Raw genomic sequence first — 24,870 nt, 5'->3', positions numbered from 1 at the left:
TGCGTCAATCCCTGCACGGACTTTCACTCCTGCGTCGGAACGTTCGCTGTCAATCCCATGCCTGTGCCGGCGGACCGGATACAAGCACCTTCTGGCGCCCACGCACGGGTGGCCCCGACATTCGGTCGGAGCCACCCCGTGCGTTGACCGGTCTCCGGCGCCTACCAGCGGTACCAACGGCCACGGCGGCCACCCACCCCGGCGGAACGCATGACGAAGCCGAGCAGCCAGACAGCCAGCACGATCACTGCCACGATCCACAAGGCCTTCAGAGCGAATCCGGCACCGAAAAGGACGAGAGCGAGTAGCAGAACGAGAAGCAGGGGAACCATAGTTATCAACCTCCAGAACATCGTGTGCCCTGACCGACTCCTGTCATGCATTTGATTTCGAGTGTTTCTCGCCTTGGAATACGGGCAATAGACTTCGCCCGGCCGGCAGCATCACCGGCTCAGGAATCCGTACAGGGCATGCCGGAACATGAGGCGCCCGGCGCATGCTTCCGTGAACCGACCGCAGCCCCGGCCGACTGGCAGGAGCGGAGATCGCGGTTCACTCCGCTGCGGCTCCGGGCCAGGAACTACTCTCGCGAGCATGGTCGAACACAATGCCCTCAGTGCCACCCGCGAGGCGTACGACGCTGTCGCCCTCACCTATGCGCAGCTGTTCCGCGACTCGCTGCACGACAGCCCCCTGGACCGTGCGATCTTGGGCGCCTTCGCCGAACTCGTCAGTACGAGCGGGGGCGACCAGGTTGCGGACCTGGGGTGCGGGCCCGGTCATATCACCGCCTATCTGAACGAGTTGAGCCTGCCGGCATTCGGTGTTGACGCCTCTCCCGCGATGATCGAGCTGGCTCGACAGGCCTATCCCGGCCTGCGGTTCGAAGTGGGCTCGATGTCCGCTCTGGACATCGCTGACGGCGCGCTGGGCGGCGTACTCGCACGTTGGTCCGTCATCCACACTCCGCCGCCGGAACTCCCTCTCATCCTGGATGAGTTCCATCGCGTACTGGCACCTGGCGGCCACCTTCTGATCGGCTTCTCGGCGAGCGACGATCCGTCCCACCCGGCGCAGGTCTTCGACCACACCGTCGCGCCCGCCTATCGCTGGTGGCCCGATCACCTCGCGGCGATGCTGCGCACGTGCGGGATGACCGAGGTGGGCCGGATGGTTCGGGAGCCCCGGCCCACCGACCGGCGGCAGTTCCAGGAGGTTCAACTGCTCGCCCGCAAAGCCCCGGCAGGAGCTGCCTGACCGAACACACGACCGTGCGCGGTCAGCCGGAGACGGAGGAATAGTGGGCGCGCGTCGCTGTTGATCACACCATGACTTCTGAGACACGTGAGACGTTCGGACAGGTCGGCATCTGGAGCAGCGCCCTGCACTGGTCACGGGCGGACGACGCGGGGAAGGCTGCGATCGCGGAGGCGGTCACCGAGCTCGAGGACCTGGGATACGGCACGCTCTGGATCGGGGGCAGTCCCTCGCCCGACGACGCGGCCGCTGTCGTCGCCGCCACCCGTTCGGTCACCGTGGCCACGGGCATCCTGAGCATCTGGGACCACACCGCTGCGGAGGTGGCGGCCCGGATCGCTTCGCTCGACGCGAGCGCCCGCGGGCGCCTCGTCCTCGGCCTGGGGGTCAGCCACGGCCCGATGGTGCCGCAGTACGCGAAGCCGTACAGCGCGATGGTCGCCTACCTCGACGCACTGGACTCCGCCACCCCGCCCGTGGACTCCGGACATCGTGTACTGGCGGCGCTCGGCCCGAAGATGCTGAAGCTCGCGTCCGGTCGGGCGCTCGGCGCCCACCCCTACCTCGTCACCACCGAGCACACGGCGGAAGCCCGCGAGGCGCTCGGTCCCGAAGCGCTGCTCGCCCCGGAACTGTCCGTCGTGCTCGACACCGATCTCGACCGGGCCCGCATCACCGCGCGGACCATGCTGGCGATGTACCTCCGGCTGCCCAACTACACCGACAACCTGCTGCGCCTGGGATTCGCGGAGAGCGACTTCGAGGGCGGCGGCAGCATTCGCCTCCTCGACTCCCTCTTCGCCCTGGGCGACACCGAGCAGGTGAAGGCCCGGACTCGGCAGTACCTCGACGCCGGCGCCGATCATGTCGCCCTTCAGGTCCTCACCGCCGACGAGGGCGGCGCCGGCCTTCCGCGAGCCGAATGGCGTGCTCTGGCCGAGGCCTTCGGTGATGAGTTGTAGCGGGCAGTCCCGAAGAAGGCGCCGCCGGGCCACGTACATCGTCGCCGCCGCCCCGCACCTCCGGCCCGGAGGCATCCGGCGGCGGCGCCGTGACCGGCTACGGCGGTCCGCCGGCCCCCTGGAAGGCCGGCGTCCTCCCACCTCCCACAGGCCCGGCGGACCGCCTCGGGACGCCCGGATCAGCGAACTTCGGTGACCCGGCGTTCGACGCGCGCCGCGCAGTTGGAGTTGTCCACCGACACGTACACGTTGGCGATGCTGCCACCCCAACTCACGCAGTGGCCCTTCCCGTACACGTAGGCCGGCCCCGCATACGACGTGTAGTTCCCGGAGTCCCCGGCCCACTCGTCGGTGTCCGGCACGTAGATGTACGTGGACACCTCCTTGGCCGTGCCCGGGTTGGCGCGGATGGTCGCGACGCAGTTCTTCCCGTTCGAGGAGTTGTACGTCAGGTAGACGGTGCCCAGCGAGCCGACGGGTACCGAGTTCACTGTCTTGTAGGCCTTGCCGCAGACGCCCTGCGGCGTGACGTTGGGTGCGGCGGAAGCGGCCGTGCCGCACACGACCGTGGCGCCCACGACCAGAGTGCTCAACGCCCCGGCGACCGCGATATTACGCATGCTTCCCATTTATCCCCCTTGTATCTTTGAGAGCGGAATACTCCCACTTGATGTGACCCACGGGCGGCGGGGATGGTTGTACCCGGCGCGACGCGAGGTGCCGCGGGCCCCGTGCACGGCTCGATCGGGCCGGGCGAGGCACGACGGATCGCGGGATCGGGGCAGGTCCCGCGCGGCACCGCGAAATACTCTTTCCCCGGCAGGAGCGGGATGAGCGGCAGGGGCGGAGCCGGACAGGGAGTCCCGCCGCCCGTCTCCGGGCTACTGCTCACGCAACAGCGCGCAGACGAAGTTCTCCTCCACGGCCCGCACTCGCTCCAGCAGCACGGGCTTGTTCGTCTTGTTGACCTGGGTGGTCAGGGAGAAGGTCAGCGACCGCTTGCCGTCCGGGGTGGCCGCGATCAGTTGTGTGTAGCCGGGGAAGTTGCCCGTGTGGCCGTACACCACACCGCAGCGGGTGGTGTACCGGAAGATCGCTAGGCCGGCCTTGTTCTCGCCCGGGCCTGCCGGTTCGGATGCACCGTCCACCCACTTCAGCTGCTGTCGGCGTGTCCGGTCGGAGCCCAGGCTCCCGCCGGCGTAGCCGCGGATGAAAGCCGTCATGTCCTTCGGCGTCGAGATGATCCCGCCCGACGCCCACACGCCCGACGCGCTCAGCGCCTCGCTGACGTCCTCGGGCGGGTCCGGCGGGGTGACGTCGTATCCGTGCATGTACGGCTCGGGCATCCGGTAGCTCTGCGGCAGGGTGGTGCTCCGCAGGCCCAGCGGGCGGTACACGAGCCGGGCGAGCAGCTCCTCGTAGCGGCGGCCTGTCACCGCCTCGGCCATCAGCGCCACGGCGATGTTGTCGGAGTTGGAGTAGGCGTACCGGGCCCCGGGGCGGAACGCGAGCGGCTCGGCGGCGACGAAGTCCAGCAGCCGGCGGGAGTCGAAGTGGCGCCGCGGGTTCGCGGTCAGCAGGTCCAGGAACTCCGGGTCTTCGGTGTAGTCCGGCAGTCCGCTGGTGTGGTTCAGGAGCTGACGCAACGTGACCCGGTGCCAGGCACGCGGCAGCCGCGGAAGCACCCGGCCGATGGTGTCGTTCAGTCGCAGCCTCCCGCGGTCGACGAGCTGGAGGGAGACCGCGCCGCTGTACGCCTTGGCCGTGCTGGCGATGCGCATGTGGTCGGTGACCGCGATCGCGCGGCGGGTGCCGGTCTCGGCCACTCCGGCCCGGAAGACTTCGGTGCGGGAGCCTCGCTCGAGTACGGCGATCGCTCCGGGTGGCCCGCCGGGCGCGGTGGTCAGTTCCTGCAACTGCCGTCGCAGTGCGCGGTCGTGGTCGGCGGAGGCGTCCTCGGCATGGGCCGGGACGTGTGCCGACCCGGCCACGCATGCGGCGGCCAGCAGGGCGACGAGGGGCAGGCGGACCCGCGGGAAGCCGGGAATCAGCACGGAAGGACTCCTGAGACGTGAGCACGTGGAACGTCCAGCTTCGCCCGCCGGTCCGCAGCCTGCGCGCGGCTCTGCTCCATCCGGCCGAGCGCGACGAGTCCGCCGGTGCGGGCGGCCGCCGGACACCCTCGACCCGCCGGTGGACCGCCCCTCTCTCCCAACCGGAACGCAGCCCGGATCCGGTCCGGCGACGGCTCGGAAGCACTCGGAAGTACGCCGATCACACGGTGAGTTCAAGGGACAGCCTGCGGGCACACCACGCCCACTACTCAGCGCGTTCAACGAAGGATCAGGGGCGTGCGCGCCCGGAATCCGGTGGAGGCCCCGCCTCCGACGCGCGACATGAGAGTGCCCCCGGTCCGTGCGAACCGGGGGCATGCATGCGTGCGTACGGCGGGCCGGGCGTACCCGGGTCAGTCGGTGTCGGTCTCCTCGCCGGTGACGGAGCCCGTGGCGGCGTCGATGTCGACCGTGGTCTCGTTCCAGTCCTTGTCGACGACGTCCACCGACCAGACGAGGACGTTCTTGTCGTTCTCCTCCAGGTCCAGGGACGTGACCGTCCCCTTCTTCTTGTCCGTGGCCGCCTTGGCCGCCTGCTGCGGGGTCTGCTTGGCCTTGGCGATCCAGTCGGCCGTACGGCTCTTCTCCTCGGCGTCCTGTTCGGTGTCCGCGGTGGACTTGATCACCTTGCCCGAGACGGCGTCGATGCGCACGGAGTGCTCGGTCCCGTCCTTCACCGCGACCGTCGCGACCCATTCCGGGCCGGTGGCGGCGGGCGATTCACTCGCGCCGCCGGGCGAGGGGGAGGCGCCGGTCGGGGAGGCGGCGGTGCCGGTCGGGGAGGGGCTCGGGCTCCCGGAAGGCGAGGCGCTGTTGCCTGACGGCGAGGCGCTCGCGGTGGGCGACGCGCTCTCCCGGTCGGTGTCGTCGTCCGACTCCCCCGGACCCCGCAGGTCGAGTTCGACCACCTTTCCGCCGCTGACGGCGCCCTCGGCCGTCGTGACGGCCTTGTCGAAGGTGATCTTGGTGGAGTCGATGAGTGTCTTGCGGTCCTTCTGGTCCTTCGTCAGCGCGGCGCTCGGCGAAGCGCTCTTGCTCGCGCTGTACGAGGGGGTCGTCGTCCGCTCCGGGACGGCGCGCGCCGCTTCCGAGGTGGCCGTGCCGGTCGAGGTGTCACCGTTGTCCTGGCCGCAGCCCGTGAGCAGGGCCGCAGCCAGGAGGACGCCGGCGGCGCCGGCGGCGCGAAGGCGCTGGGTGCGGAGGAAACCCGTGTTCTTCGGTGGCGAGTCACATGTCATGCCCGCATACCTAACCGCGCCGCAGGTCCGGCATGACGTGCCACGCTCCGGTGTCACCCGATCACCGGAGAACCCGTCTCAGGCCTGTTCGTCCTCGGGGATGCTCACCAGCCAGCGGGTCGAGCGGCGGGGCCTCAGATACAGGGCCCAGTAGAGCGTGGCGACGGCGGTGATCCCCCCGGTCCAGAGCAGGTACTCGGTCTCCTGCCGAGTCAGGATGTACGCGAGGACGAGGATGAGCAGCACCGGGATCGAGGGCCAGAGCGGCATGCGCCAGGCGGGTGCGCCGCGGTGCGAGCCGCGCCGGCAGAGCAGCGCCGCGACGGCCACCAGCAGGTACATGGCGGTGACGGAGACCCCGGTGACGCCGTACAGGGTGTCGAGGTTGACGAAGCAGAGAGCCGCACCCGGAATGCCGACGACGAGCGTCGCCACCCACGGCGAGCTGAACCGGCCGAGCCGGGACAGGGCCCTGTTGACGGGGGCGGGCCAGGCCTTGTCGCGGGCGGAGGCGAACAGCACCCTGGAGTTCTGGATGACCATGACGATGCCGGCGTTGATGATGGCGAGCGCGACGCAGAGGCTGACGAACGTGCCCACGGCCGAGTTGGACCACGCCTCGACCATGCCGCTGAGGTCGCCGGAGGTCAGGGCCGCGAGGTCGGGTGCGCCCATGGTGATGGCGATGACGGGGACGAGGATGACGGCCGTCGAGATCGCCAGCGTGGCGAGGACGGTACGGGCCACGTTGCGCCGCGGGTTCTCCAGTTCCTCCGAGAGGTAGACGGCGGTGGAGAAGCCCTGCGTGATGAAGAGGGCGATGGCCAGCCCGGAGACGACCATCATGGCGGTGACGTTCGAACTCGTGCCGCCCGGCGCGGCGACGGACCCGTGCACGAGCGCGGAGGCTCCCCGCTCGGAATGGGCGAACCCGAGCACGGCGACGACACCGGCGGCGATCACTTCCAGCACCAGGAAGATGCCGGTGATCCACGCGTTCGCACGCAGGTCGAGAAGGCCGGCGAGGGTGGCCAGAAGCATGACGCCCGCCCCGGCGAGGGAGGCGGGGATGTGGACGAGGGGCGCGAGGTAGTCGGCGGTACCCATGGCGATGACCGGGGGCACGATCATGACGACGAGCAGGGAGAGCACGAACACGAGCCAGCCGGCGAGCCGGCCCGCCATCGTCGACACCATGGCGTACTCGCCACCGGCGCTGGGGATGAGGGTGCCCAGCTCCGAGTAACAGAAAGCCACCGCGATACAGAGCAGCGATCCGATGGCGATGGTGAGGGCGGTGTACGTGCCGAGGCTGGAGAACAGGTCCGGCACCACCACGAAGAGGGTGGAGGCGGGAGTCACGCAGGAGAGCGTGAGCAGGGTCCCCCCGACGACGCCGATGGAACGCTTGAGCTTCTGCGGGGTGGGGCCGGTCGCGGGGGCGAGCGCCTGTGGAGCGCTGAGCGTGTCGGTCATCGAGTCGGGTTCCGATCAACAGGTGCGATGTCTGAGCGTGGGAGCGGTATCGCCTCCGGACGAGGTGTGATGGATGGTTCCGGTGCTCCCAGCGCGTCATGCAATACCGACGCGTTCCGCAGGTCAATAGCAGTTTTCCTTCGGAATTCGTCGCTAGGAGATCACTTTTCAACGGTTTGCCGTCAAGATCGTGTCAGGGCAACGGAATCGGCCGCTGCGGGAACCGCAGCGCGGGCGCTCGGAAAACTTCATTCAAATCCACCCGCGGTTCACCGACGGGCCCCACCGGCACGGCCGGCGAACCATGCCGCTCGGGGACTCATCGCCCGTGGGTCGCGTGACGCGGGCTTTGGTGCGAGCCTGGATGCATGACCTGGGCGTCCTGGACGACACGCGGAGTTTACTCGGGGCACGGCGGAGTGCTCACCGAGGAGGTCGGGCCGCTGTCCGGCGACTTGACCGTCCACACCACGTGGGCGGAGGGCACGGCGCAGATCACCGTGCAGTACACCGATGCGGCCGACTGGTTCACGATGGCGGGCAGCCCGGTGCCGTGCCCGTCGGAGGAAGCCAGCCGCACGCTGCACGAGGCGGCGGTGGAAGCCGTCCGGCGGGGCTCGCAGGCCACCGTCCCGGCCGCGCAGTCCGGACCGGAGCACGCGGCGGGGGAAGCCGCGGCGGATTAGTACGCGAGCCGTTCGGCTTCGCGTAGCTCTCCGGTCGAAACCGGAGAGTTACGCGAAGCTGTGCCGTACCCCGGAGGGTGTGGAGGGCGGCCGGGCGAGACCGGGCAGGAGCAGGCCGACCAGATCTTCGGAGCCCTGCGCACCACGGAGTCCGTGCCGGCGGCGGGTCTGCCGGAGGGGCATTCGACCCCCACCGCCGACGTGATCTGCCAGGTGCTGTCCTCGGCCGTGGGCCGCTGTCCGCGCACGAGGTGGCGTCCCGGGCAGGGCTGAGCCGCTCCACCGCACATCGGTATCTCAAGCACGTGGAGGCAGTGGGCCGGATCAGCGCCCCACCCTGGAGCGCGGCGACACCGGCCACGGCCCGAGCACCGCCATGCCCGGGCCGTGGCCGGCTGAACACCGCCTTCCGCCCGGGCCGGGGTCACCGGGTGTCGCGGACCGCCACGATGCCGTTGAAGACGCCTACGTAGGCCGTTCCGTCGGGGCCGATGGTGACCGGCGCCCAGTTGTTGTCGTACGAGAGTCCCGTGCCGGTGAGCTTCGACCAACGGCGTTCCCCGGTGCGGTAGTCGACGGCGGTGAGATACCAGGCATCGATGCCGAGAGCGTTGGGCTGCTTCTCGTAGAAGTAGAGAAGGCCGTTGGCGGTGGACAGTTTGGGCACGGTGGAGGGCGAGCGGACGGCGCTTTCCCAGACCGTGTCGCAGCCGCTGCCGTCGGGGCGTACGTCGATGCGGGCGACTCCGCCGACGACGCTGCGGCCGAGAAGGAGCGTGCTCACGTTCTCGTAGCCGTAGTTGTTCTCGACAACGAGGCTGTTGCCGCGGCTGATCATGGAGTTGTCGGTGGTGGAGGCTCCGGAGCCGAAGACCGGGACCTTGCAGACGAGACGGCGGTCGTCGGGGACGCCCGGGGCGCGTCGGTAGACGAGCACGTTCATCCGGTCGTCGGCGTTGTCGGTGATCGCGACGTAGTCGTCGCCTTCGCCGAAGAGGTCGGGGGTGGTGCCCGAACCCTGGTTCACCGAGCCGGGTTTGGTGCCGGTCCCCCGGTCGTACGTCTGCCGCCACTGGACGCGTGGGGTGCCGTCGGACGTGACCCCGAAGCTGTAGAGGGCGTGGTCGGTGACGATCGAGACGCCGTCCTCGGCGACGGAGAACGAGTTCTGGATCTCCTCGCCGGTGAGTTGCACGGACCGGACGGCGGAGGTCTGCGGGTCGACGGTGCCGACCCGGCCGAGCCGGGTCACCCACCAGATGCGGCCCTGCCAGTCGGGCATGACGGAGGTGACGGGATCGCAGGTGCCGCTCGGGTGGAGGTTCGTCCAGCTGACGCAGTCGTGCGGCACCTGGCCGGTGAGGTCCCAGTCGTCGACGACGGTGAACCGCCAGCTCCCGTCGGCCGCCTGTGCGTGCGCGATCCGTTGGATGTGCTGGCGTGAGTCGGCGAGGACCACCCGGTCCTGGTTGTCGAGGTAGAAGTAGGCGCCGCCCGAGGTGTCCTTGAATATCTTCGAGAAGTCGAGCTGTGTGATGGCCTCGACGGTCGAGGAGCGCTGCGGCAGGGCGTACTCGGCGAGGGTGTCGAGGGTGCGCGGGTCCAGGAGTTTGAGCAGGAATCCGGTGAACGTGCCGCACACCGTGATCAGCCGGCCCGCCGCGTCGAAGGTGGCGGTGGCGCATTCGCCGCCCACCGGCGCGATCTGTTCGCTGCTGACCTCCAGGTCACGGCCGAGCGGTCCCGCGTACGGGTAGGTGCCGCTGCCCGCGGCGTCGGCGTGCATGCCGCTGCGGCCGTTCGGGGCGAGGAAGGGGTGCTGCGGCGGGGCCTGTCCCGGCACGGGCGCGGCAGTGGCCGGCCCGCCCGTGTAGTCACTGACCAGCCGGTGCCCGGGGGCCCTGGGGATCTCGGCCGCGACGGCCGGCGTACCGGACACCATGAACACCGAGGCACAGAGGGCAAGCACCAGGGCAAGGGCTCGGAAGGGTCCACTTCTGGACTGCGGGGACATCGGACTCCTCGGTCGGGGGCGGGGGTCGCGCCGCCGCCCGACGCTAGGGCGAGGCCCTTGAGGTGTCCATGGAAATGCACTGCGTTTCATGGACACTTCACGAAGGCGCAATGCCGCCGGGCAGTGCAGCGCCCCGGGGACTCAGCGCCGCCCGCCGGTACGGCGGTCGAGCATCTCGCGCCTGATCGCGGCCGCCGTGGTCCTGGCCCGGTCCGAGGCGGCGCCGCGGTCGGCCTGGGCCGGCACGAAGCGGTGCAGGGGATTCACGCAGCGCGAGCACGGGGAGTCGGTGGTGATCAGTCTGCCGTCCTCACAACCCGGCTCGGCGCAGAGTCCCGGCCGCAGCAGTTGTTCGGCGATCTCCCAGGGCTGTCGGCGGCGTCCTTCCTCGTCCTTCTCCTGAAGCGTGTGGGACCAGCGGGCGTTCCACCGTCGCTCGACCCGGTCCAGGAGCTGGTCGGGGGTGCGCCGGCCGAGCTCCCGCCTGATCAGCACCACGAGCTCGTTCGGATAACGGCCGCGGAACTCCCGTATGAGGGGCGGCGGCAGCGCATGGAGGAGATAGCCGATCGGATCGGCCCCCGGCCGCTGCCATCGCGGACACTGGCATTCGCCGTCGGCCGCGAGCGGCGTACCGCAGCGGCCGCACAGTCCGCGGCAGTCACCGCAGAGCCCGTGGTCGAGACCGTCCAGGTGCGGGGCGGGCGCCCGGCCGCACTCCCGGCAGCAGGAGGCGCAGAGCCCGCAGAGGCGTTCACTGCCGACGGCCGTCGCCCAGGGCCGCTGCTGACACCGGCAGCAGCGACTGCTCCTGCAGTGCTCGTGGTGGACGGCGCCCGGATCGCGACCAAAGGGAGGAGGGAATGACATGGGTGCGCTCTCCGGGTCCCGGCTCGGTGCGGCGCCCGGCGGCCGTTGCCGCGCTGGGCGAGGCCGCGGTCCGACCCTCCCCGCGCCCCACCGGACCGTTTCACATCCGGATGCCCAGGGACCCCAGCCGGCATCACTATGTGACGATTCGACCGCAATAATTATGTTCCGGCGTCCGCCGGGATCGTTCGTGCGCATTTCCGTGCCACTGCTTGACCTTGCCACTGACGGCAGGGTTGCACGATCACGGCATGAACAGCAGCCCAGCAGCTCCTCTCAGCCGGATCGTCGCCATCACCGGAGCCGGAACCGGCATCGGCCGCGCCACCGCCCATGCCTTCGCCGCCGACGGGGCCTCCGTGCTCGCCGTGGGCCGGCGCCGCGGACCGCTCGAAGAGGCCGCCGCCGGCAACGACCGGATCGTGCCGCTGGTGGCGGACATCACCGGGCCCGGTGAGCCCGAGCGCATCATCCGGACCGCGCAGGAGACGTACGGCCGACTCGACGTGCTGGTCAACAACGCCGCCGTGGTCCGCAGCGGCGCACTCGGCACCCTCTCCACCGGAACGATCGAGCCGCAGATCGCCACCAACCTGGTCGCACCCATGCTGCTCTCCCAGGCCGCACTGCCCCTGCTGGAGGCTTCCCGCGGTGTCATCGTGAACGTCAGTACGTCGATCGGCCAGCGGGCCTGGCCCGGCAGTTCCGTCTATGCGGCAACCAAGACGGCCCTGGAACTGCTCACCCGCAGCTGGGCGGTCGAGCTCGCACCACGCGGCATCCGCGTCGTGGCGGTCGCACCCGGCGCGATCGCCACACCGAGCGGGAAGCACCAGGGACTGACCCCGGACCAGCTGACGGCGCTCCGGGAGTGGCAACTGGCACACACGCCACTGGGCCGGATCGGCAGGCCAGATGAGGTGGCCCGCTCGATCGTCCATCTCGCCTCACCGGACTCCTCGTTCATCACCGGTGCGATTCTCGCGGTCGACGGTGGCGCGGTGGTCGCGTGATAGGACTGAACGGGGAGGTGGTGGGGGTGCTGATCGGTGAACTGGCCGAGGCCACCGGCACGACCGCGCGGGCGTTGCGCCACTACGAGCAGGCCGGGCTGATCACCTCGCGGCGGGCGGCCAACGGATACCGCGTGTACGAGAAGCCGTCGGTGGTCCGGGTCCGCAACATCCGTCATCTGCTGGCTGCCGGGCTCACGTTGGACGACGTACGGATGTTCCTGCCCTGCCTGGACGGCGACGTCGCCGCGGCCCCGCACTCAGAGCGGGGACTGCGCATCGCCCGCGAGCGGCTGGCCGTCCTCGAAGCGCGGATCGCCGCCCAGACCGCGGCCAGGGACCGGCTGGCCACGGCGCTGCGGACCCTGTCGGGCGGCCCGGCCCCTCAGGACGGAGCCGCCGGCCCGGTGGTGCGGTCAGGGCCTGATGCTGCTGACGACATCGGCGGTGGCAGTGAGGCCTTCCTGGATGGTGGGGGCCATGCTCGTGCCCGCGAGGAAGAACCCGAGGAGGGCGCAGACCAGGGCGTGCGAGACCTTCAGTCCGCCGTTGCGGAGGAAGATCACCGCGAGAATCAGCAGAAGCAGCACCAGTGAGATCGAAATGGCCATGGCCAACCTCCTCCGCCGCGCCGGAATTGCGGCATTCGGCGTCAGTTTGGCGCAGCGGAGGAGCCATCCGGCGCACTGGCGTGTCCGCCAAACGGGTACGGATGAAGCGGCCCTGACGGGTCGAGAGGTCTCAGATCGCGCCGTGGGCCACGGGCAGGCTCACCGCGCGACCCGGTCGTGGGTACGGAGGAAGCGGGCGAGTCCCGCGAGGTCGTCGGTGTTGAGGTGGTCCACCCCGGCCGCCAGCAGCTCGGCCCAGACCGCTTCGCGCTCGGGGCCCGGCGCATCGGGCGTGGCCCAGAAGCGCACGCGCTGCCCCTCGCGGTGCGCGGCGGCAGTGATCGCGCGCAGGGCGTCCCGTTCGGCGGGCGGGACGGGGCCGGTGCCCAGCCAGCCGAACGTCCCGGTCCAGCTGCTGCTGATGAGAGGGATGAACGAGGCCGTGGCCGCGGTGCCGAGGTCGTCGAGCCTGCCGTCGTAGAAGGCGTACCGGGTGCGCTGGGCCTCCATCGGGGCGCGGGCGGCCCGGTCGCCGGAGATGACGGGGGTGACGGCTCCCGGCCGCACCCGGCCGTGCTGGAAGGAGGTCAGCATCTGCCGGTGGCGTCGGAGTTGGCGGTCGAGTTCCGCGTAGGCGGCCTCGCCGTCCGTCTTGATGTCGATCAAGAGCTGAACCGGTGCCGGGTCGCCGCGGAACACGGTCCCGTGGTTGGCACGGACCCTGGCGAGGAGTGGATCGAGGTAGAGCGCGGAAAGGGTTCGGGCGGGGTCGAGGTCAGTGGCCTCGTGGGCGACGAGCAGTTCGCCGTCCACGAGGAAGATGTCCGCCTCGACACTGGTGAATCCCTGCGCCAGTGCGTCATGGAGCGGGCGGGAGTGCAGATAGTCGTTGTGCGCGTGAGCCCGGAGCAGCGGCCGGGAGACCCGGGCGGGCCGGGCTTCGTCGGCCGTGGCCGTTCGAAGGGGTACGAAGGTGCCTGCGGCCGCGGTGGCCAGTGCGGTGGTGACGACGCGGCGGCGGGTGGGGAACGCCATGGAATCTCCCGGTTGCGAGGCGTGCCGGACGGGCGGACGCGACCGAGTATGGAAGCGTCGCGCCTCAACAGGAGGACGGTTGAGGAGAGTTGTCTCGTTCGCCGCCCGTCCGTCGACCCGCGTTCCGCCTGCCGTGGCGGGATCCGCACGAAACGGCCGTGCCGCCCGCATCGGTACGCCGCGACACCGCGGAGCGGGGGTGCGTGAGCACGCACCCCCGCTCCCGGTCCGCCGATGCCGCTACGGCGCCGGCAGCTCCATCAGTGCGGCGACGGATTCACGATGGCGGCCCGCCGTGCCGAAGGCGGTCGCATCGGCCTTGGCCCGCTTCAGATACAGGTGCGCCGGGTGCTCCCAGGTCATTCCGATGCCGCCGTGCAGCTGGACGCACTCCTGCGCCGCGTGGACGGCGACCCCGGAGCAGTACGCCTGAGCCACGGCCACCGCCAACGGCGCGTCGGGGCTGTCTGTCGCCAGGGCGTCGGCGGCGTTCCGTGCCGCCGCCCGGGCCGACACGACTTCCAGCCAGAGCTGCGCCATGCGGTGCTTGAGCGACTGGAAGGAGCCGACCGGGCGGTTGAACTGGTGGCGCTCCCGGGTGTGCCGGACGGTCTCGGTCAGGCACCACTCGGCGAGTCCGAGCTGCTCGGAGGCGAGGAGCCCGGCACCGGCCAGCAGCCCCCGGTCCACCGCGGCCCGCGCCGCCGCGGCATCCGCGAGGCGGGTTCCGGTGGCAGCCGTGAGGGTGACGGTGGCGAGCGGGCGGGTGAGGTCGAGCGGGACGAGCGGCTGGACGACGACACCGGGCGCGTCCGTGGTGACCGCGTAGAGGCCGTCGGTGGTGGGCACCAGCAGCACGTCGGCGGCTGCCGCGTCGGCGACCGGTCCGAGTGTTCCGTCGAGGGTTCCGGTCACCACCGGCGTGTCGGACGCCGCGGCGGAGAAGGGCACGGCGAGCACGGCGACCTTGCGGCCCGCCGCCAGATCGGCGAGCAGTCCGCCCACCGGCCCGTCCTCGGCACCGAGCGCCAGGAGTGTCTCGGTGGCGACGACGGAGCTGGTCAGGTACGGCGCGGGGGCGACGCTGCGCCCGAGTTCCTCGATGACGACGGCGGCCTCCCGGTGGGTGGCGCCCTGTCCGCCGAGCTTCTCGGGCACCAGCAGGCCGGCCGCGCCGATGTCGGTGGCGAGGCCCTTCCAGAGCTGCGGGTCGTACGGCGTGTCGGACTCGGTGCGGGCGATCACCGTCGGCGCGTCGCACCGGTCGGCGAGCAGGGAGCGGACCGCGGCCCGCAGGTCCTCCTCGGCCTCCGAGTACAGCATGTCGGGCGCCTGGCTCGGTTCGGTCTGTGCGCTCATCGGGAGAGGTCCTTCCAGGCGACGTCCTTGTCGTTGCGCGGCTCTGCGGGCAGACCGAGCACGCGTTCGGCGACGATGTTGAGCAGTACCTCGCTCGTGCCGCCCTCGATGGAGTTGCCCTTGGAGCGGAGGTAGCGGTAGCCGGCGTCACGTCCGGTGAAGTCGACGTGATCCGGGCGTCGCATGGTCCAGTCGCTGTACAGCAGTCCTTCGTCGCCGAGGAGTTCGACTTCGAGGCCGCTGATCTCCTGGTTGAGGCGGGCGAAGGCGAGCTTCATGCCGGAACCCTCGGGTCCCGGCTGCCCCGCGACGAGCTGCTGGCGCAGCCGCTCGCCGGCGAGACGGGCGACCTCGGCCTCGACCCAGAGGGTCAGCAGGCGCTGGTGCAGGTCGTGGGTGCGCAGTTCCGGACGTTCGCGCCAGGTCCTGGCGACGGGGCCGATCATGCCGCCCTCGCGCGGGATCCGGGATCCGCCGATGGAGACACGCTCGTTCATGAGCGTCGTCTGCGCGACCTTCCACCCGTCCCCGACCGCGCCGAGCCGACGGCTGTCGGGGATGCGCACCCCGGTGAGGAAGACCTCGTTGAACTCGGCCTCACCGGTGATCTGGCGCAGCGGTCGCACCTCGACACCCGGGTCGGTCATGTCGCAGATGAAGTAGCTGATGCCGCGGTGCTTGGGCACGTCCGGGTCGGTGCGGGCGATGAGGATCGCCCAGCGCGCCACATGGGCGCTGGACGTCCAGACCTTCTGTCCGTCGACCACCCAGTCCTCGCCGTCGCGCACGGCGCGCGTGCCGAGGGCGGCCAGGTCCGAGCCGGCACCCGGCTCGCTGAAGAGCTGGCACCACACCTCCTCGCCGACCCACAGGGGGCGCAGGAACCGCTGCTTCTGCTCCTCGGTGCCGAAGCCGAGAACGGTCGGCGCGGCCATGCCGAGGCCGATGCCGATGCGGCGCGGGTCGTTGTCCGGGGCGTTCGCCGCGGCGAGCTCGGCGTCGACGACGGGCTGGAGGGAGCGCGGTGCGTCGAGGCCGCCGAGGCCGGTCGGGTAGTGCACCCAGGCGAGTCCGGCGTCGAAGCGCGCCTTGAGGAAGTCGGTGCGACCGGTGGTGGACGGGGGGTGTGCGGCGAGGAGTTCGCGGGTGCGGCGGCGCAGTTCGGCGGCGTCGGGGGCGGTCATCGGGCGGCTCCTGACGGGAGGACGACGATGCGGCCGGTGCTGGTGCCGTCGGCGACGCGCTGGACGGCGGCCGCTGCCCCGTCCATCGGGACCCGTTCGCTGATGAGCGGCTTGATGACGCCCTGTGCGGCGAGCCGGGTGAGCTCGTCGTGGCAGTCGCGGACCGCCTGCGGGTCCTTCGTGTTGTACAGGCCCCAGTGGAGCCCGACGACCGAGTAGTTCTTCACCAGGGCGTGGTTGAGCCCGGGGGTGGGGATGACCCCGCTGGCGAAGCCGACGACGATCACCCGCCCCTCGAAGGCGATGCATTTCACGGACTTGGCGTACGCGTCACCGCCGACGGGGTCGTACACCACGTCGGCGCCACGGCCGGCGGTGAACTCCTTGACCGCGGCGACGATGTCCTCGGTACGCCGGTCGATGACCAGGTCGCAGCCGAGCTCGGCGGCGGTCTTGGCCTTCTCGGGACCACCGACCACACCGATGACGGTGGCCCCGGCGGCCTTGCCGAGCTGCACGGCCGCACTGCCGACGCCACCCGCCGCTGCGTGGACGAGAAGAGTCTCGCCGGCCTGGAGGCGCGCCCGGCGGTGCAGTCCGAACCAGCCGGTCTGGTAGCCGATGTGCAGGGCCGCCGCCTCGGCGTCGTCCAGGGCGTCCGGGGCCGGCAGCAGGGCCGTCTCGTCCGCGACGACGTACTGGGCGAATCCGCCGTTCGGCAGGGCGGGGGTGGCGAGCACCCGGCGGCCGTCCTCGGTCCGGCCGCAGATCTCGACGCCGGGCGTGAACGGCAGCGGGGGCCGCACCTGGTACTGGCCGCGGCAGAGCAGCGCATCGGGGAAGTTGATGTTCGCCGCGAGCACCTCGATGAGCACCTGTCCGCCGCCGGGCGTCGGACGGTCCGTCTCTTCGAGCCGCATCACCTCGCTCGGCTCGCCGTTCCGGTGCACTCGCCATGCCTGCATGAGGGGCCTCCACAACACTGTCGGCATTTCCACTGCTCCGGCGCATACTAAGCGGTCGCTTGCCCCTCTGGGAACAACCTGCGGGTGACCGGTTCGGCCGGGCCGTGGCATGGGCGTGCGCCCGGCCCCGCCCCCCAAGGGTGCGGCGGCGCCGGGCGCACGGTGGAACGGGGCCACTACTTGCCGACCACGACCTCCGCGATGCTGGGCGCCGCGGAACCCGCGTGCCAGGCGAGACGTACCGCGTCGGCGGTCCGGCCCGCCGCCTCGACCCTCGTGTACGGGCCGTCGAGCGAGCCGATGGTCTGCCAGCTCCCGTCCGCGCTCCGCAGCTGGATGTCGGCCGCGGCCTTTGATCCGGCCGGCTGGAGGACCGTGACCGCGCCGACCGCACGCTCGGCGACGAGGCCCACCTCCAGGGATTCGCCGGCCTCGGGCACGCGCGCGGCCCGGTACACGCTGGCCGGGTCTCCGTCGGCAGCCGAGCGCAGAGCGGATCCGGCGGCGGCGGGCGGGTTGCCCGTGATCTCGCCGTCCGTGGTCGCCACGCCGAACTCGCGGACGACGAGCCAGCTGTTCTGGCCGGCGGTCGCCCTGGCCCGCACGTAGCGGGCCTCGGTGCCTGCGGGGACGGTCGCGGTGACGTCCGGCTTCCCGGAGAACTCGGTGAGCTGTGTCCAGTTCTGCCCGTCCGTCGAGTACTCCAGCACTCCGCTGTGGAGGTAGTCGTCGGTGCTGCCGGGCTTGGCCATCGCGAGGGTGACGTCGCCGATGTCCCTGGCCTCCCCGAGGTCCACGGTGAGATGGTCGCCCGCGGCGGGCGCCCCGTCGCTCCAGAAGTAGGTGGAGTCGTCGCCGTCGAGAACCCTGGCGAGGGTGTTGCTCTGGTACGTACCGAGGCTCGTCGACGCCGTCGGCCGGCCGCTCACGCCGAGGATCCGGTCGTACTCGGCGGTGGCCGAGTCGATCAACCCGTCCAGCTTCCCGTCACCCACGAGGACCGGCACCTTGCGCCCGTCGAGCCCGGTGTACGTGAACGACTTGGCGTGCTCGACCTGGGCGGGCAGTTGCTGCCGGAGCTCCCAGGCCCGGTCACCGTTTCCGGCACGGGCCGCCTCGACCATCCGCAGGGCGGTGCCCGACGCTGTCGCCCAGGACTCGGTGGCGTCCAGCCAGGGGCCCGAGTCCTCGATGAAGCCGCCGTCCGGGAGGTCCGCGCGCAGCCGGGCGGGCGCGGCACCGAGGTCGGTGAGCACCGAGGTGAGCCGCTTCGCGTCACCGGACTTCCAGTAACCCGCGATCTCCGCGGCCAGTTCCGGCGCCTTGTCGATGTTGAGGGCCGAGCTGTAGTTGACGTCGGCGAAGGCGCGCAGGGCCCGCTCGGTGCGCGGGTCGCCGCCCGCGTACTCCTTGAGTCCCCGGCCCCACGAGGTGCGCGGGTCGTACGCTCCGTCGTTCCAGGCATAGTCCGCGACGGTGTACAGCGAGAGCTTCGAGGCGTACGGCTGGATCATCGGATTGGCGGTGATCCCGGCCAGCCGGCCCGGCAGTCCCTTCTCCCGGCCGTTGAACGGGCCGAGCAGCAGCCGGTTGGTCGCGTAGTCGTTCACCGGGTAGTTGTCCCAGGTCAGGATCGGGTGTCCGAACACCTTCCGGGCCGCGTCCGCCTGAGCGACCGTCATGGTCGGGGCGACCACGCCGACACCGGTCCACTCGACGAGCACGTCCGGGTCGAGCTGTTCGGACAGGGCCGTCTTGTACGGGGACTCAGCCACGTTGTAGTACTCGGTGGGGACCATCTGGAGCGGCTCGGCACCGGGGTGGGTGGCGATGAACTCCTGGTTGACCTTGTTCAGCAGATACGCCTGCGCGGCGCCCGCCGCACCGCCCCCGGTCCCCCATTTCGCCTTGTCGGCGTCACAGTTCCAGTCGGTGTAGCTGATGTCGTCGAGCGGCACTGCGAAGGTGCGCACGCCGATGTCCCAGATCGTCTGGAACTTGTCGACGAGCGCCTGCGCGTCCTCGTCGGAGCTGTAGCAGACCGACAGGCCGGGAGAGAGCGCGTAGGTGAACTCCACATGGCGTCGGACCGCCCGGTCGGTGAGGTCCTTGATCTGCGCCAACTGGTCGGCCGGATACGGGTCCCGCCACTTCTCGCGGAGGTAGGCGTCGTCCTTGGGCGAGTACACGTAGATGTTCATCTTGTGCTCGCCGTAGTAGTCGAGCTGGTCCAGGCGGGCCTCGTGGGACCACGGGGTGCCGTAGAAGCCCTCGATGACGCCCCGCAGCGCGGTGCCGGGCCAGTCGCGCACCGCCAGTCCGGCGACCCCGGCTCCCGGGTGCGCCTGCTGCGGCAGGATCTGGCGCAGGGTCTGCGCGGCGTAGTACGTGCCGGTGGTGTCCTTGCCCGCGAGGACGATACGGCCCGCCCCGATGCCGAGGACGTATCCGTCGGCGGGCAGGCCCGACGGCCCTTCGAGCTTCTGGGCGGCCAGCGCGCCGGCGTCACCGACGTGCACGTTGAGCCCGTTCGCGGCCGGCCGCGTGGCGCGGACGACCCGCTTCGCACCGGCCTTGCGCAGGGCGGCCGTCACGACGTCGAGCGTCGGCCCGTCGGCCGTCTCCCCTGTGACCAGAGTGACGGTGGGAGTGATCGTGATCCGGTCGGACCGGTTCGTGACGGACTGCGGGGTGGGGGTGATGGCCGGGGTGTCCTGGGCCTTGGCCGGGGTGCCGCCCGGTCTGTTGTCGGCCGCCTGGGCGGCGGGCCCGGTGGTCAGCAGACCACCGACGAGCAGGGCCGCGGCCGCGGCGATCGCGGTGAGGCGGGGTGGGCGAGGCGTCACAGGTCCTCCATCGGTCACTCAAGTCACCAGAGTCACGCAACACAACATCACCGAATTCAACATCGTGTCGCTTACATGTCAATGGTCTGGACAACGTCAGCGCGTGTACCTGGACTTTCGTCTCGCAGACCTGGATTTTCGTCCCGCGGAAGCCCGGCCTGCTTGCCCGGCCTTTCGCCTCTCCGGCCTGGCTTTTCGCCTCTCCGGCCTGGCTTTTCACCTCTCCGGCCTGGCCTTGTGCCGATGGAAGCGGTACTCATGCGTCCATGACGGAGAGCATGCACACTCCCGGAATCGCCGCCCCTCCCCCACTGGGCGCGAGCGCCCTGCCGGCAGGCACGTACGACGGCAGCGTGGTGCTGGTGACCGGCGGCGGCTCGGGCCTCGGCAAGGCAGTCGCCGCCGAGTTCGCCCGGCTGGGGGCCGATCTGGTGATCGTCGGCCGGAACGCCGAGCGACTGGCCGCCGCCCGGGAGGAACTGGCGCCGCTGACCGGCGGCCGGGTCCTGGCCGTCCCCGGCGACATCCGGGACCCGGACAGGGTCACGGAGGTGTTCGACGCGGTCGATGCGGAAACGGGGCCGCCCGATGTACTCGTCAACAACGCGGCGGCCAACTTCCCGTCACCTGCCGAGGACCTGTCGCCCAACGCCTGGCGGGCAGTCCTCGACATCACCCTCACCGGGACCTGGTTCATGACCCGGGAGTTCGCGAGGCGCCACCTCGCGGCCGGGACCGCCGGCTCGATCGTGTGCGTCGGCGCCTCGTACGCCTGGACGGGCGGCCCCGGATATGCCCACTCGGCGGCCGCCAAGGCCGGGGTGAAGAACCTGGTCGAGACCCTTGCCGTGGAGTGGGGACCGTACGGAATCCGCGTCAACGGGCTGGTGCCCGGACTGATGCCGCACGAGGACATGACCGGTGACATCCGTGGACACCTCGACCGGGACGGTGCCGCGGCAGGGAGCGGGAACCGGGAACTCGACGCGCGGCAGCCCGCGCTGCGGGTGGGGCTGCCGCGCGAACTGGGCTGGGCGGCGACCTTCCTGGCCTCGCCGTACGCCGCGTTCGTCTCCGGCCATTCGCTTGTGGTCGACGGTGCGAACTGGCAACGGCGCTCCCTGGTCGCACCGCCCGTGGTGCCGGTACGCGAACAGCTGGGCCGCGGGCCCTTCACCCTGCCGGGCACCGACGGGCCGTGAACCGGGCCGACGAGGGCTGCCCGGAGCGGCGGGATCAGGTCCCGTCGAAGTGCGGCGGGCGGCGGGCCGCCTTCGCGGCGTAGCCCTCGGCGGCGTCCTGCGAGGTGAGGGTGAGCGCCGCGGCAAGGGCCGTGCGGTCCAGCGCCTCGCCCATTCCGGCATCCGCGTAGGCGTCGACGGACCGCTTGATGTGCCGCACGGCCAGGGGCGCGTTCGCCGCCACGGCCTCGGCGACCGATCGTGCGGTGCCCTCCAGTTCGCCGAGGGGGGTGACGGCCTGGAGCAACCCGATCCGCTCCGCCGTCGCCGCGTCGATCCGACGGCCGGTGAGCGCGAGGTACTTCGCCCAGCCCGCCCCCGCTTCGCGCGCGATCCGCATGTCGCCGCCGGCGTCGACCGCCACTCCGATCCCGGCCTCCGGCAGCGCGAACACGGCGTTGTCCGCGGCGATCCGGATGTCCGCCATGAGAGCGAGTTCGAAGCCGAAGCCCAGGCAGTAGCCCTGTACGGCGGCGATCACCGGCTGCGGAAGCCCGGCGAACGCGGCGAAGCGCTCGTGCACCCAGCGGATGCCCTCGTAGTAGCGCTGGGTACGCTCGGCGGGCGAACGGCCCGTGATGTCACCCCCGGGCGCGGTGACATCGATCCCGGCGCAGAAGGCCCGGCCCTCGCCCCGGAGCAGGACCGCCCGGACCGAGTCGTCGAACCGGAGCCGGTCGGCCATGACGCCGAGCTGCCTGCTGGACTCCCAGCTCCAGCCGTTGAGCTGCTCCGGCCTGCAGAGCGTCAGCAGACCGACGCCGTTCTCGATCCGAAGCGACATCCGCTCCCGGCCGGGCGGGATGTCGTGGTCCAGGATGTCTAGCACGCGACCCCTCCCCATTGGCTTACGCAACGTCAGATCCAGGTGCGCCGCCCAGCGTACGACGGCGCGCCCGCATGGAGCCAGGGCCGGTCCGGGCTCAGCGCGCGAAGAGTTCGAAGGTGACCGCCGGGCGGCCCCCGAAACGCTCGGCGGCCGCCCGGGCGTAGCCGGTGAGGAAGCTACGGCAGTACGCCTCGGGGTCCTCGTCCGTGAGGACTTCGATGTACGTGCGGTGCGCGAGGAGCGACTGCACCGACCGTTCGAGGCCGGCCGTCGCGTCGACGGCGTGTGTGGGCGTCGAGGATCCGGCCACAGCCACCCAGCGCACACCGCCCCACGGCTCGAGGCCCTGCTCGGCCAGCTCCGGGAAGATCCAGCGGTTACCGGCGTCGGCGGCCGCGTCCAGCGTGGCCCGGCCGACCGCACGGTGGTCCGGGGTGTTCCAGGCGACACCGCCCCAGGTGTCGCGGTGATTGAGGGTGATCACCAGCTCCGGCCGGTACCGGCGAACGGCCGCCGCGATGTCGCGGCGCAGGCCGATACCGTACTCGATCACTCCGTCACGGTGATCGAGGAACTCGACTCGGGAGACCCCGACGACCGCCGCACTCGCGCGCTGCTCCTGCTCGCGCAGCGGCGCGCACCTGTCCGGATCCAGCGTGTCGATCCCGGCCTCGCCCCGGGTGGCCAGGACGTAGGTGACGTCACGGCCGTCGTCGGTCCACCCGGCGACGGCCGCCGCGCAGCCGTACTCCAGATCGTCGGGGTGGGCGACGACAGCCAGGGCGCGCTGCCAGTCCGTGGGCATGGGTTCCAGCTGCTCCGTCATGTCGGCAGGCTAACCGCCCCGACGGCGCGAGGCGCCGTGTCGCGCGCGCCTCGCGCGAGCCGAAATATACCCCCTGGGGTATCAGGGTCGGTCTCGTCCGAAATACCCCCGGGGTGCATCGAATGGAGAGGAGGGTGTCGTGTTCTTCGTCGACACCGTCGAGACACCGGGCCTCGGCAACCGCAGCCATCTGGCGGGAGGGCCGCGGTCCGCCGTGGCGGTGGACCGGCCGCGCGACATCGACGGCTTCATCGCGGCAGCCGCGGTGCGCGGAGTACGGATCGTCTCGGTGGCCGAAACGCAACTGCACAACGACTGCGTGACCGGCGGACTGGAACTGGCGCGCATCATCGGCGCCTCGTATCCGGGGTCCGCCGCCGCAGCGGTGTCCTTCGCCCGGACCCCCGTGGCCGACGGCGACACCGCACCGGTCGACGCCGGTCTCACGCTGCGCGCACTGGCCGCCCCGGGACACACCCCGCACCACATGGCGTACGTCCTGGAGGAGAGGGGCCGCGCCGTCGCGGCGTTCACCGGCGGCTCGCTGCTGATCCGCGGCGTGGGCCGGCCCGATCCGGTGGAGCCCCGGCTGACCGGCACGCCGGCGCGGGCCCGGTACGCCTCCGTGCACCGGCTCGCCGGCGAGCCGGCCGACACGGTCGAGGCGCTGCCGACGCACGGCTTCGGCGGTTTCTGTCCCTCCTCCCGCGCCGAGGGCACCTCGTCGGCCATCGGCGCCGAGCGGGAACGCAGCGCCGCACTGGTCAAGGACGCGGAGGCCTTGGTCGTCGACCTCCTCGCCGACCCGGACGACGTGCTGGCGCACTACGCGCACATGGGGCCCGCGAACGCGGCGGGCCCGTCCCCCGTGGACCTGCGCCGTGCCGGTCAGGAGGGGCCGCCGGGGCAGGGGCCGGGCTCGGCGCGGTGACGGGTCTGCTGGGGTGGGCGGTGGCTTCCTCGCCGTCCCCGCGCTGGTCACCGTCCTGGCCGTACCGATGTCGGCGGCCGTTCGGGACCAGTCTGCTGGTCATCACGGTGAACTCCACGGCCGCACCGGCCGCCCGGCTCGCCACCCCCACGGTGCTGGACTGGGCGCTCGTCGTCCCGTTTCACGGTAACGGCGGTACTCGGCGCCCGGGACGGGAAGCGGCTGGCGGCCAGGGTCTCCACGGACTGGTTGCAACGGATCTTCGGCGCGGTACTGCCGGCCGTCGCCGCGTCCATGCTCGTCGACTCCGTCGTGTGAACCGGTGCGGCGCGCGCCATTCGCTCTCAGGCCAGCGAGAGAAAGAGCTTCTCCAGCCGGGCGCGCATCTGGTCCCGGTCCGCGGGTTCGCTGCCGCCGTCGGCCATGCAGTGCTGAAGCCCCGTCGCGATGATCGCGAAGCCGGCCCGGTCGAGTGCGCGCGAAACGGCCGCCATCTGCGTGATGACGTCCTCGCAGTCTCGCCCTTCCTCGATCATCCTGATGATTCCGGTGAGCTGGCCCTGTGCGCGGCGCAGGCGATTGAGCACCGATTTGAGTTCATCGGCCGCCATGTCGAGTTCCACACATCCTCCTTTTGATACCCCAAGGGGTATTCTAGCCCGTCCGGGGCAGGAGAGACCCAGTCTCTGCCTCACACCCGGTGAACGAAAGGAAACACTGCTCGTGACCAGCCCCGTATCCCTCTCCCCCGCCCAGGCAGCCGCCCGTCTCGCGGAGTTCACCGTGATCGACGTACGCGCCCCCGGCGAGTACGCCTCGGGGCACGTCCCCGGCGCCCTGAACATCCCCCTCGACCGTCTCTCCGAGGCCGTGGCCGCCCTCAAGTCCGCTTCCGCCCGCGGCGCCCTGCTCGTGGTGTGCGCCTCCGGCGTCCGCTCCACCAGGGCCTGCGACATCCTCTCCGCGGCCGACATCGATGCCGCGACGCTCTCCGGCGGCACCTCCGCCTGGGAGGGCGAGGGCCACGGTCTCGACCGTCCGGAAGGCGGCCGGACCACCTGGCCGATGGAGCGCCAGGTGCGGCTCGCCGCCGGTTCGCTCGTCGTGACCGGCCTGCTGGCGGGTGTGCGCCACCCGGCCGCGCGCTGGCTGTCCGCCGGCGTCGGAGCCGGTCTCGTCTTCTCGGCCGTGACGAACACGTGCGGGATGGCGGCGGTGCTGTCGAAGCTCCCGCACAATCGCGCCCCGCGCTCGGCCGCGAACCTGGACGCGACGCTGGACGCGCTCCAGGGCTGAGCCCACAAGCAGGCGGGAGCCGGTCGCCACAAGCGGGGCGTACGGGTACCCCCAATAGGCGGCGCGGTTGGTACCCCCCGCGGCCCAGCGGCTGGCGCGCGTCGAGAACGGTTAATT

The 24,870-nt window shown here is 71.2% G+C and carries 22 protein-coding genes and 4 pseudogenes; 10 read left to right on the top strand and 16 right to left on the bottom strand.

Annotation, left to right across the window (positions count from 1 at the left end):
* Positions 1–161: 161 nt before the first annotated feature.
* The gene (locus ABT025_RS24570; RefSeq protein ID WP_326734156.1) at positions 162–332 is read right to left on the bottom strand and encodes a hydrophobic protein; all 171 of its coding nucleotides are present in this window, start codon (positions 330–332) and stop codon (positions 162–164) included.
* A gap of 262 nt (positions 333–594) precedes the next feature.
* Between ABT025_RS24570 and ABT025_RS24565 the strand changes: the two genes are divergently transcribed.
* Positions 595–1,257 carry a class I SAM-dependent methyltransferase gene (locus tag ABT025_RS24565; RefSeq protein ID WP_350998360.1) on the top strand — a complete coding sequence of 221 codons (663 nt, stop codon included), beginning with the start codon at positions 595–597 and terminating at the stop codon, positions 1,255–1,257.
* 71 nt (positions 1,258–1,328) lie between these two features.
* A complete protein-coding gene (locus tag ABT025_RS24560; RefSeq protein WP_350998357.1) occupies positions 1,329–2,219 on the top strand; it encodes an LLM class F420-dependent oxidoreductase in 891 nt (296 codons plus the stop codon).
* A gap of 179 nt (positions 2,220–2,398) precedes the next feature.
* On the opposite strand, the gene ABT025_RS24555 is transcribed toward ABT025_RS24560, so the two are convergent.
* The 4 genes from ABT025_RS24555 to ABT025_RS24540 all read right to left on the bottom strand — a co-directional run bounded on the left by ABT025_RS24555 (position 2,399) and on the right by ABT025_RS24540 (position 7,047).
* Positions 2,399–2,848, bottom strand: coding sequence for a spore-associated protein (locus ABT025_RS24555; protein ID WP_350998354.1), 450 nt, complete (start codon positions 2,846–2,848; stop codon positions 2,399–2,401).
* A gap of 252 nt (positions 2,849–3,100) precedes the next feature.
* A complete protein-coding gene (locus ABT025_RS24550) occupies positions 3,101–4,267 on the bottom strand; it encodes a serine hydrolase domain-containing protein (RefSeq protein ID WP_502972016.1) in 1,167 nt (388 codons plus the stop codon).
* Positions 4,268–4,686: 419 nt separating this feature from the next.
* Complete coding sequence (locus ABT025_RS24545) at positions 4,687–5,571, bottom strand: PepSY domain-containing protein (RefSeq protein ID WP_350998348.1); 885 nt, start codon at positions 5,569–5,571, stop codon at positions 4,687–4,689.
* A 78-nt stretch (positions 5,572–5,649) separates the two neighbouring features.
* Complete coding sequence (locus ABT025_RS24540; RefSeq protein ID WP_350998345.1) at positions 5,650–7,047, bottom strand: APC family permease; 1,398 nt, start codon at positions 7,045–7,047, stop codon at positions 5,650–5,652.
* Between the two features lie 368 nt (positions 7,048–7,415).
* Between ABT025_RS24540 and ABT025_RS24535 the strand changes: the two genes are divergently transcribed.
* Both ABT025_RS24535 and ABT025_RS24530 read left to right on the top strand, forming a co-directional pair.
* Complete coding sequence (locus ABT025_RS24535; RefSeq protein ID WP_350998343.1) at positions 7,416–7,733, top strand: hypothetical protein; 318 nt, start codon at positions 7,416–7,418, stop codon at positions 7,731–7,733.
* A gap of 25 nt (positions 7,734–7,758) precedes the next feature.
* A pseudogene (locus ABT025_RS24530) lies at positions 7,759–8,132 on the top strand (helix-turn-helix domain-containing protein); the annotation flags it as partial.
* Between the two features lie 25 nt (positions 8,133–8,157).
* On the opposite strand, the gene ABT025_RS24525 reads toward ABT025_RS24530, so the two are convergent.
* Positions 8,158–9,747, bottom strand: a complete 1,590-nt coding sequence (locus tag ABT025_RS24525) for a hypothetical protein (protein WP_502972014.1) — start codon at positions 9,745–9,747, stop codon at positions 8,158–8,160.
* A 141-nt stretch (positions 9,748–9,888) separates the two neighbouring features.
* Positions 9,889–10,617, bottom strand: a complete 729-nt coding sequence (locus ABT025_RS24520; RefSeq protein ID WP_350998341.1) for a hypothetical protein — start codon at positions 10,615–10,617, stop codon at positions 9,889–9,891.
* A gap of 251 nt (positions 10,618–10,868) precedes the next feature.
* Between ABT025_RS24520 and ABT025_RS24515 the strand changes: the two genes are divergently transcribed.
* Both ABT025_RS24515 and ABT025_RS24510 read left to right on the top strand, forming a co-directional pair.
* Entirely contained in the window at positions 10,869–11,630 is a 762-nt protein-coding gene (locus ABT025_RS24515) for an SDR family NAD(P)-dependent oxidoreductase (RefSeq protein ID WP_350998338.1), read from the top strand.
* A 26-nt stretch (positions 11,631–11,656) separates the two neighbouring features.
* Positions 11,657–12,004 (top strand): annotated as a pseudogene (locus ABT025_RS24510) (MerR family transcriptional regulator); the annotation flags it as partial.
* Between the two features lie 42 nt (positions 12,005–12,046).
* On the opposite strand, the gene ABT025_RS24505 reads toward ABT025_RS24510, so the two are convergent.
* From ABT025_RS24505 to ABT025_RS24480, 6 genes are all read right to left on the bottom strand, one after another.
* The gene (locus tag ABT025_RS24505) at positions 12,047–12,241 is read right to left on the bottom strand and encodes a hypothetical protein (protein WP_350998335.1); all 195 of its coding nucleotides are present in this window, start codon (positions 12,239–12,241) and stop codon (positions 12,047–12,049) included.
* 159 nt (positions 12,242–12,400) lie between these two features.
* Positions 12,401–13,276 (bottom strand): phosphatidylinositol-specific phospholipase C/glycerophosphodiester phosphodiesterase family protein, encoded by an 876-nt coding sequence (locus tag ABT025_RS24500; RefSeq protein WP_350998332.1) that lies wholly within the window; start codon positions 13,274–13,276, stop codon positions 12,401–12,403.
* A 240-nt stretch (positions 13,277–13,516) separates the two neighbouring features.
* On the bottom strand, positions 13,517–14,635 hold the full coding sequence (locus tag ABT025_RS24495) for an acyl-CoA dehydrogenase family protein (protein ID WP_350998318.1): 1,119 nt from the start codon (positions 14,633–14,635) through the stop codon (positions 13,517–13,519).
* Positions 14,632–15,819, bottom strand: a complete 1,188-nt coding sequence (locus ABT025_RS24490) for an acyl-CoA dehydrogenase family protein (protein WP_350998316.1) — start codon at positions 15,817–15,819, stop codon at positions 14,632–14,634. The genes ABT025_RS24495 and ABT025_RS24490 overlap by 4 nt, the downstream gene beginning before the upstream one ends.
* Positions 15,816–16,784: an NADPH:quinone oxidoreductase family protein gene (locus tag ABT025_RS24485; protein WP_350998313.1), complete on the bottom strand. Its 969-nt coding sequence runs from the start codon at positions 16,782–16,784 to the stop codon at positions 15,816–15,818. The genes ABT025_RS24490 and ABT025_RS24485 overlap by 4 nt, the downstream gene beginning before the upstream one ends.
* A gap of 176 nt (positions 16,785–16,960) precedes the next feature.
* Positions 16,961–19,630 carry a glycoside hydrolase family 84 protein gene (locus ABT025_RS24480; protein ID WP_350998310.1) on the bottom strand — a complete coding sequence of 890 codons (2,670 nt, stop codon included), beginning with the start codon at positions 19,628–19,630 and terminating at the stop codon, positions 16,961–16,963.
* Between the two features lie 266 nt (positions 19,631–19,896).
* Here ABT025_RS24480 and ABT025_RS24475 point away from each other — a divergent pair, with 266 nt between their 5' ends.
* Positions 19,897–20,832 (top strand): SDR family oxidoreductase, encoded by a 936-nt coding sequence (locus ABT025_RS24475; protein ID WP_350998307.1) that lies wholly within the window; start codon positions 19,897–19,899, stop codon positions 20,830–20,832.
* A 34-nt stretch (positions 20,833–20,866) separates the two neighbouring features.
* On the opposite strand, the gene ABT025_RS24470 is transcribed toward ABT025_RS24475, so the two are convergent.
* Entirely contained in the window at positions 20,867–21,700 is an 834-nt protein-coding gene (locus ABT025_RS24470; protein ID WP_350998306.1) for an enoyl-CoA hydratase/isomerase family protein, read from the bottom strand.
* Between the two features lie 94 nt (positions 21,701–21,794).
* A complete protein-coding gene (locus ABT025_RS24465) occupies positions 21,795–22,526 on the bottom strand; it encodes a PIG-L deacetylase family protein (protein WP_350998303.1) in 732 nt (243 codons plus the stop codon).
* A 139-nt stretch (positions 22,527–22,665) separates the two neighbouring features.
* Here ABT025_RS24465 and ABT025_RS24460 point away from each other — a divergent pair.
* Positions 22,666–23,403 (top strand): annotated as a pseudogene (locus tag ABT025_RS24460) (MBL fold metallo-hydrolase); the annotation flags it as partial.
* Positions 23,394–23,775: pseudogene (locus tag ABT025_RS24455) on the top strand (TSUP family transporter); the annotation flags it as partial. The pseudogenes ABT025_RS24460 and ABT025_RS24455, both read left to right, overlap by 10 nt.
* A gap of 26 nt (positions 23,776–23,801) precedes the next feature.
* Here the strand turns inward: ABT025_RS24455 and ABT025_RS24450 are convergent.
* The gene (locus tag ABT025_RS24450) at positions 23,802–24,080 is read right to left on the bottom strand and encodes a metal-sensitive transcriptional regulator (RefSeq protein WP_148015298.1); all 279 of its coding nucleotides are present in this window, start codon (positions 24,078–24,080) and stop codon (positions 23,802–23,804) included.
* 100 nt (positions 24,081–24,180) lie between these two features.
* On the opposite strand from ABT025_RS24450, the gene ABT025_RS24445 reads away from it, so the two are divergent.
* Complete coding sequence (locus ABT025_RS24445; RefSeq protein WP_350998299.1) at positions 24,181–24,753, top strand: rhodanese-like domain-containing protein; 573 nt, start codon at positions 24,181–24,183, stop codon at positions 24,751–24,753.
* Positions 24,754–24,870 lie beyond the last annotated feature (117 nt).

The sequence above is a fragment of the Streptomyces sp. NPDC002809 genome (assembly GCF_040295435.1).
Lineage (GTDB): Bacteria > Actinomycetota > Actinomycetes > Streptomycetales > Streptomycetaceae > Streptomyces.
The sequence above is the reverse complement of the archived record's forward strand: the minus strand, read 5'-3'. Positions and strand labels throughout refer to the sequence as shown.

Bases quoted from the DNA above. Each gene is read 5' to 3' on its own strand.
- ABT025_RS24515 (WP_350998338.1), top strand. From the start codon at position 10,869: ATGAACAGCAGCCCAGCAGCTCCTCTCAGCCGGATCGTCGCCATCACC.
- ABT025_RS24475 (WP_350998307.1), top strand. From the start codon at position 19,897: ATGACGGAGAGCATGCACACTCCCGGAATCGCCGCCCCTCCCCCACTG.
- ABT025_RS24500 (WP_350998332.1), bottom strand. From the start codon at position 13,276: ATGGCGTTCCCCACCCGCCGCCGCGTCGTCACCACCGCACTGGCCACC.
- ABT025_RS24495 (WP_350998318.1), bottom strand. From the start codon at position 14,635: ATGAGCGCACAGACCGAACCGAGCCAGGCGCCCGACATGCTGTACTCG.
- ABT025_RS24465 (WP_350998303.1), bottom strand. From the start codon at position 22,526: ATGACGGAGCAGCTGGAACCCATGCCCACGGACTGGCAGCGCGCCCTG.
- ABT025_RS24540 (WP_350998345.1), bottom strand. From the start codon at position 7,047: ATGACCGACACGCTCAGCGCTCCACAGGCGCTCGCCCCCGCGACCGGC.
- ABT025_RS24505 (WP_350998335.1), bottom strand. From the start codon at position 12,241: ATGGCCATTTCGATCTCACTGGTGCTGCTTCTGCTGATTCTCGCGGTG.
- ABT025_RS24525 (WP_502972014.1), bottom strand. From the start codon at position 9,747: ATGTCCCCGCAGTCCAGAAGTGGACCCTTCCGAGCCCTTGCCCTGGTG.
- ABT025_RS24490 (WP_350998316.1), bottom strand. From the start codon at position 15,819: ATGACCGCCCCCGACGCCGCCGAACTGCGCCGCCGCACCCGCGAACTC.
- ABT025_RS24560 (WP_350998357.1), top strand. From the start codon at position 1,329: ATGACTTCTGAGACACGTGAGACGTTCGGACAGGTCGGCATCTGGAGC.
- ABT025_RS24545 (WP_350998348.1), bottom strand. From the start codon at position 5,571: ATGACATGTGACTCGCCACCGAAGAACACGGGTTTCCTCCGCACCCAG.
- ABT025_RS24570 (WP_326734156.1), bottom strand. From the start codon at position 332: ATGGTTCCCCTGCTTCTCGTTCTGCTACTCGCTCTCGTCCTTTTCGGT.
- ABT025_RS24565 (WP_350998360.1), top strand. From the start codon at position 595: ATGGTCGAACACAATGCCCTCAGTGCCACCCGCGAGGCGTACGACGCT.
- ABT025_RS24535 (WP_350998343.1), top strand. From the start codon at position 7,416: ATGACCTGGGCGTCCTGGACGACACGCGGAGTTTACTCGGGGCACGGC.
- ABT025_RS24485 (WP_350998313.1), bottom strand. From the start codon at position 16,784: ATGCAGGCATGGCGAGTGCACCGGAACGGCGAGCCGAGCGAGGTGATG.
- ABT025_RS24555 (WP_350998354.1), bottom strand. From the start codon at position 2,848: ATGGGAAGCATGCGTAATATCGCGGTCGCCGGGGCGTTGAGCACTCTG.
- ABT025_RS24520 (WP_350998341.1), bottom strand. From the start codon at position 10,617: ATGTCATTCCCTCCTCCCTTTGGTCGCGATCCGGGCGCCGTCCACCAC.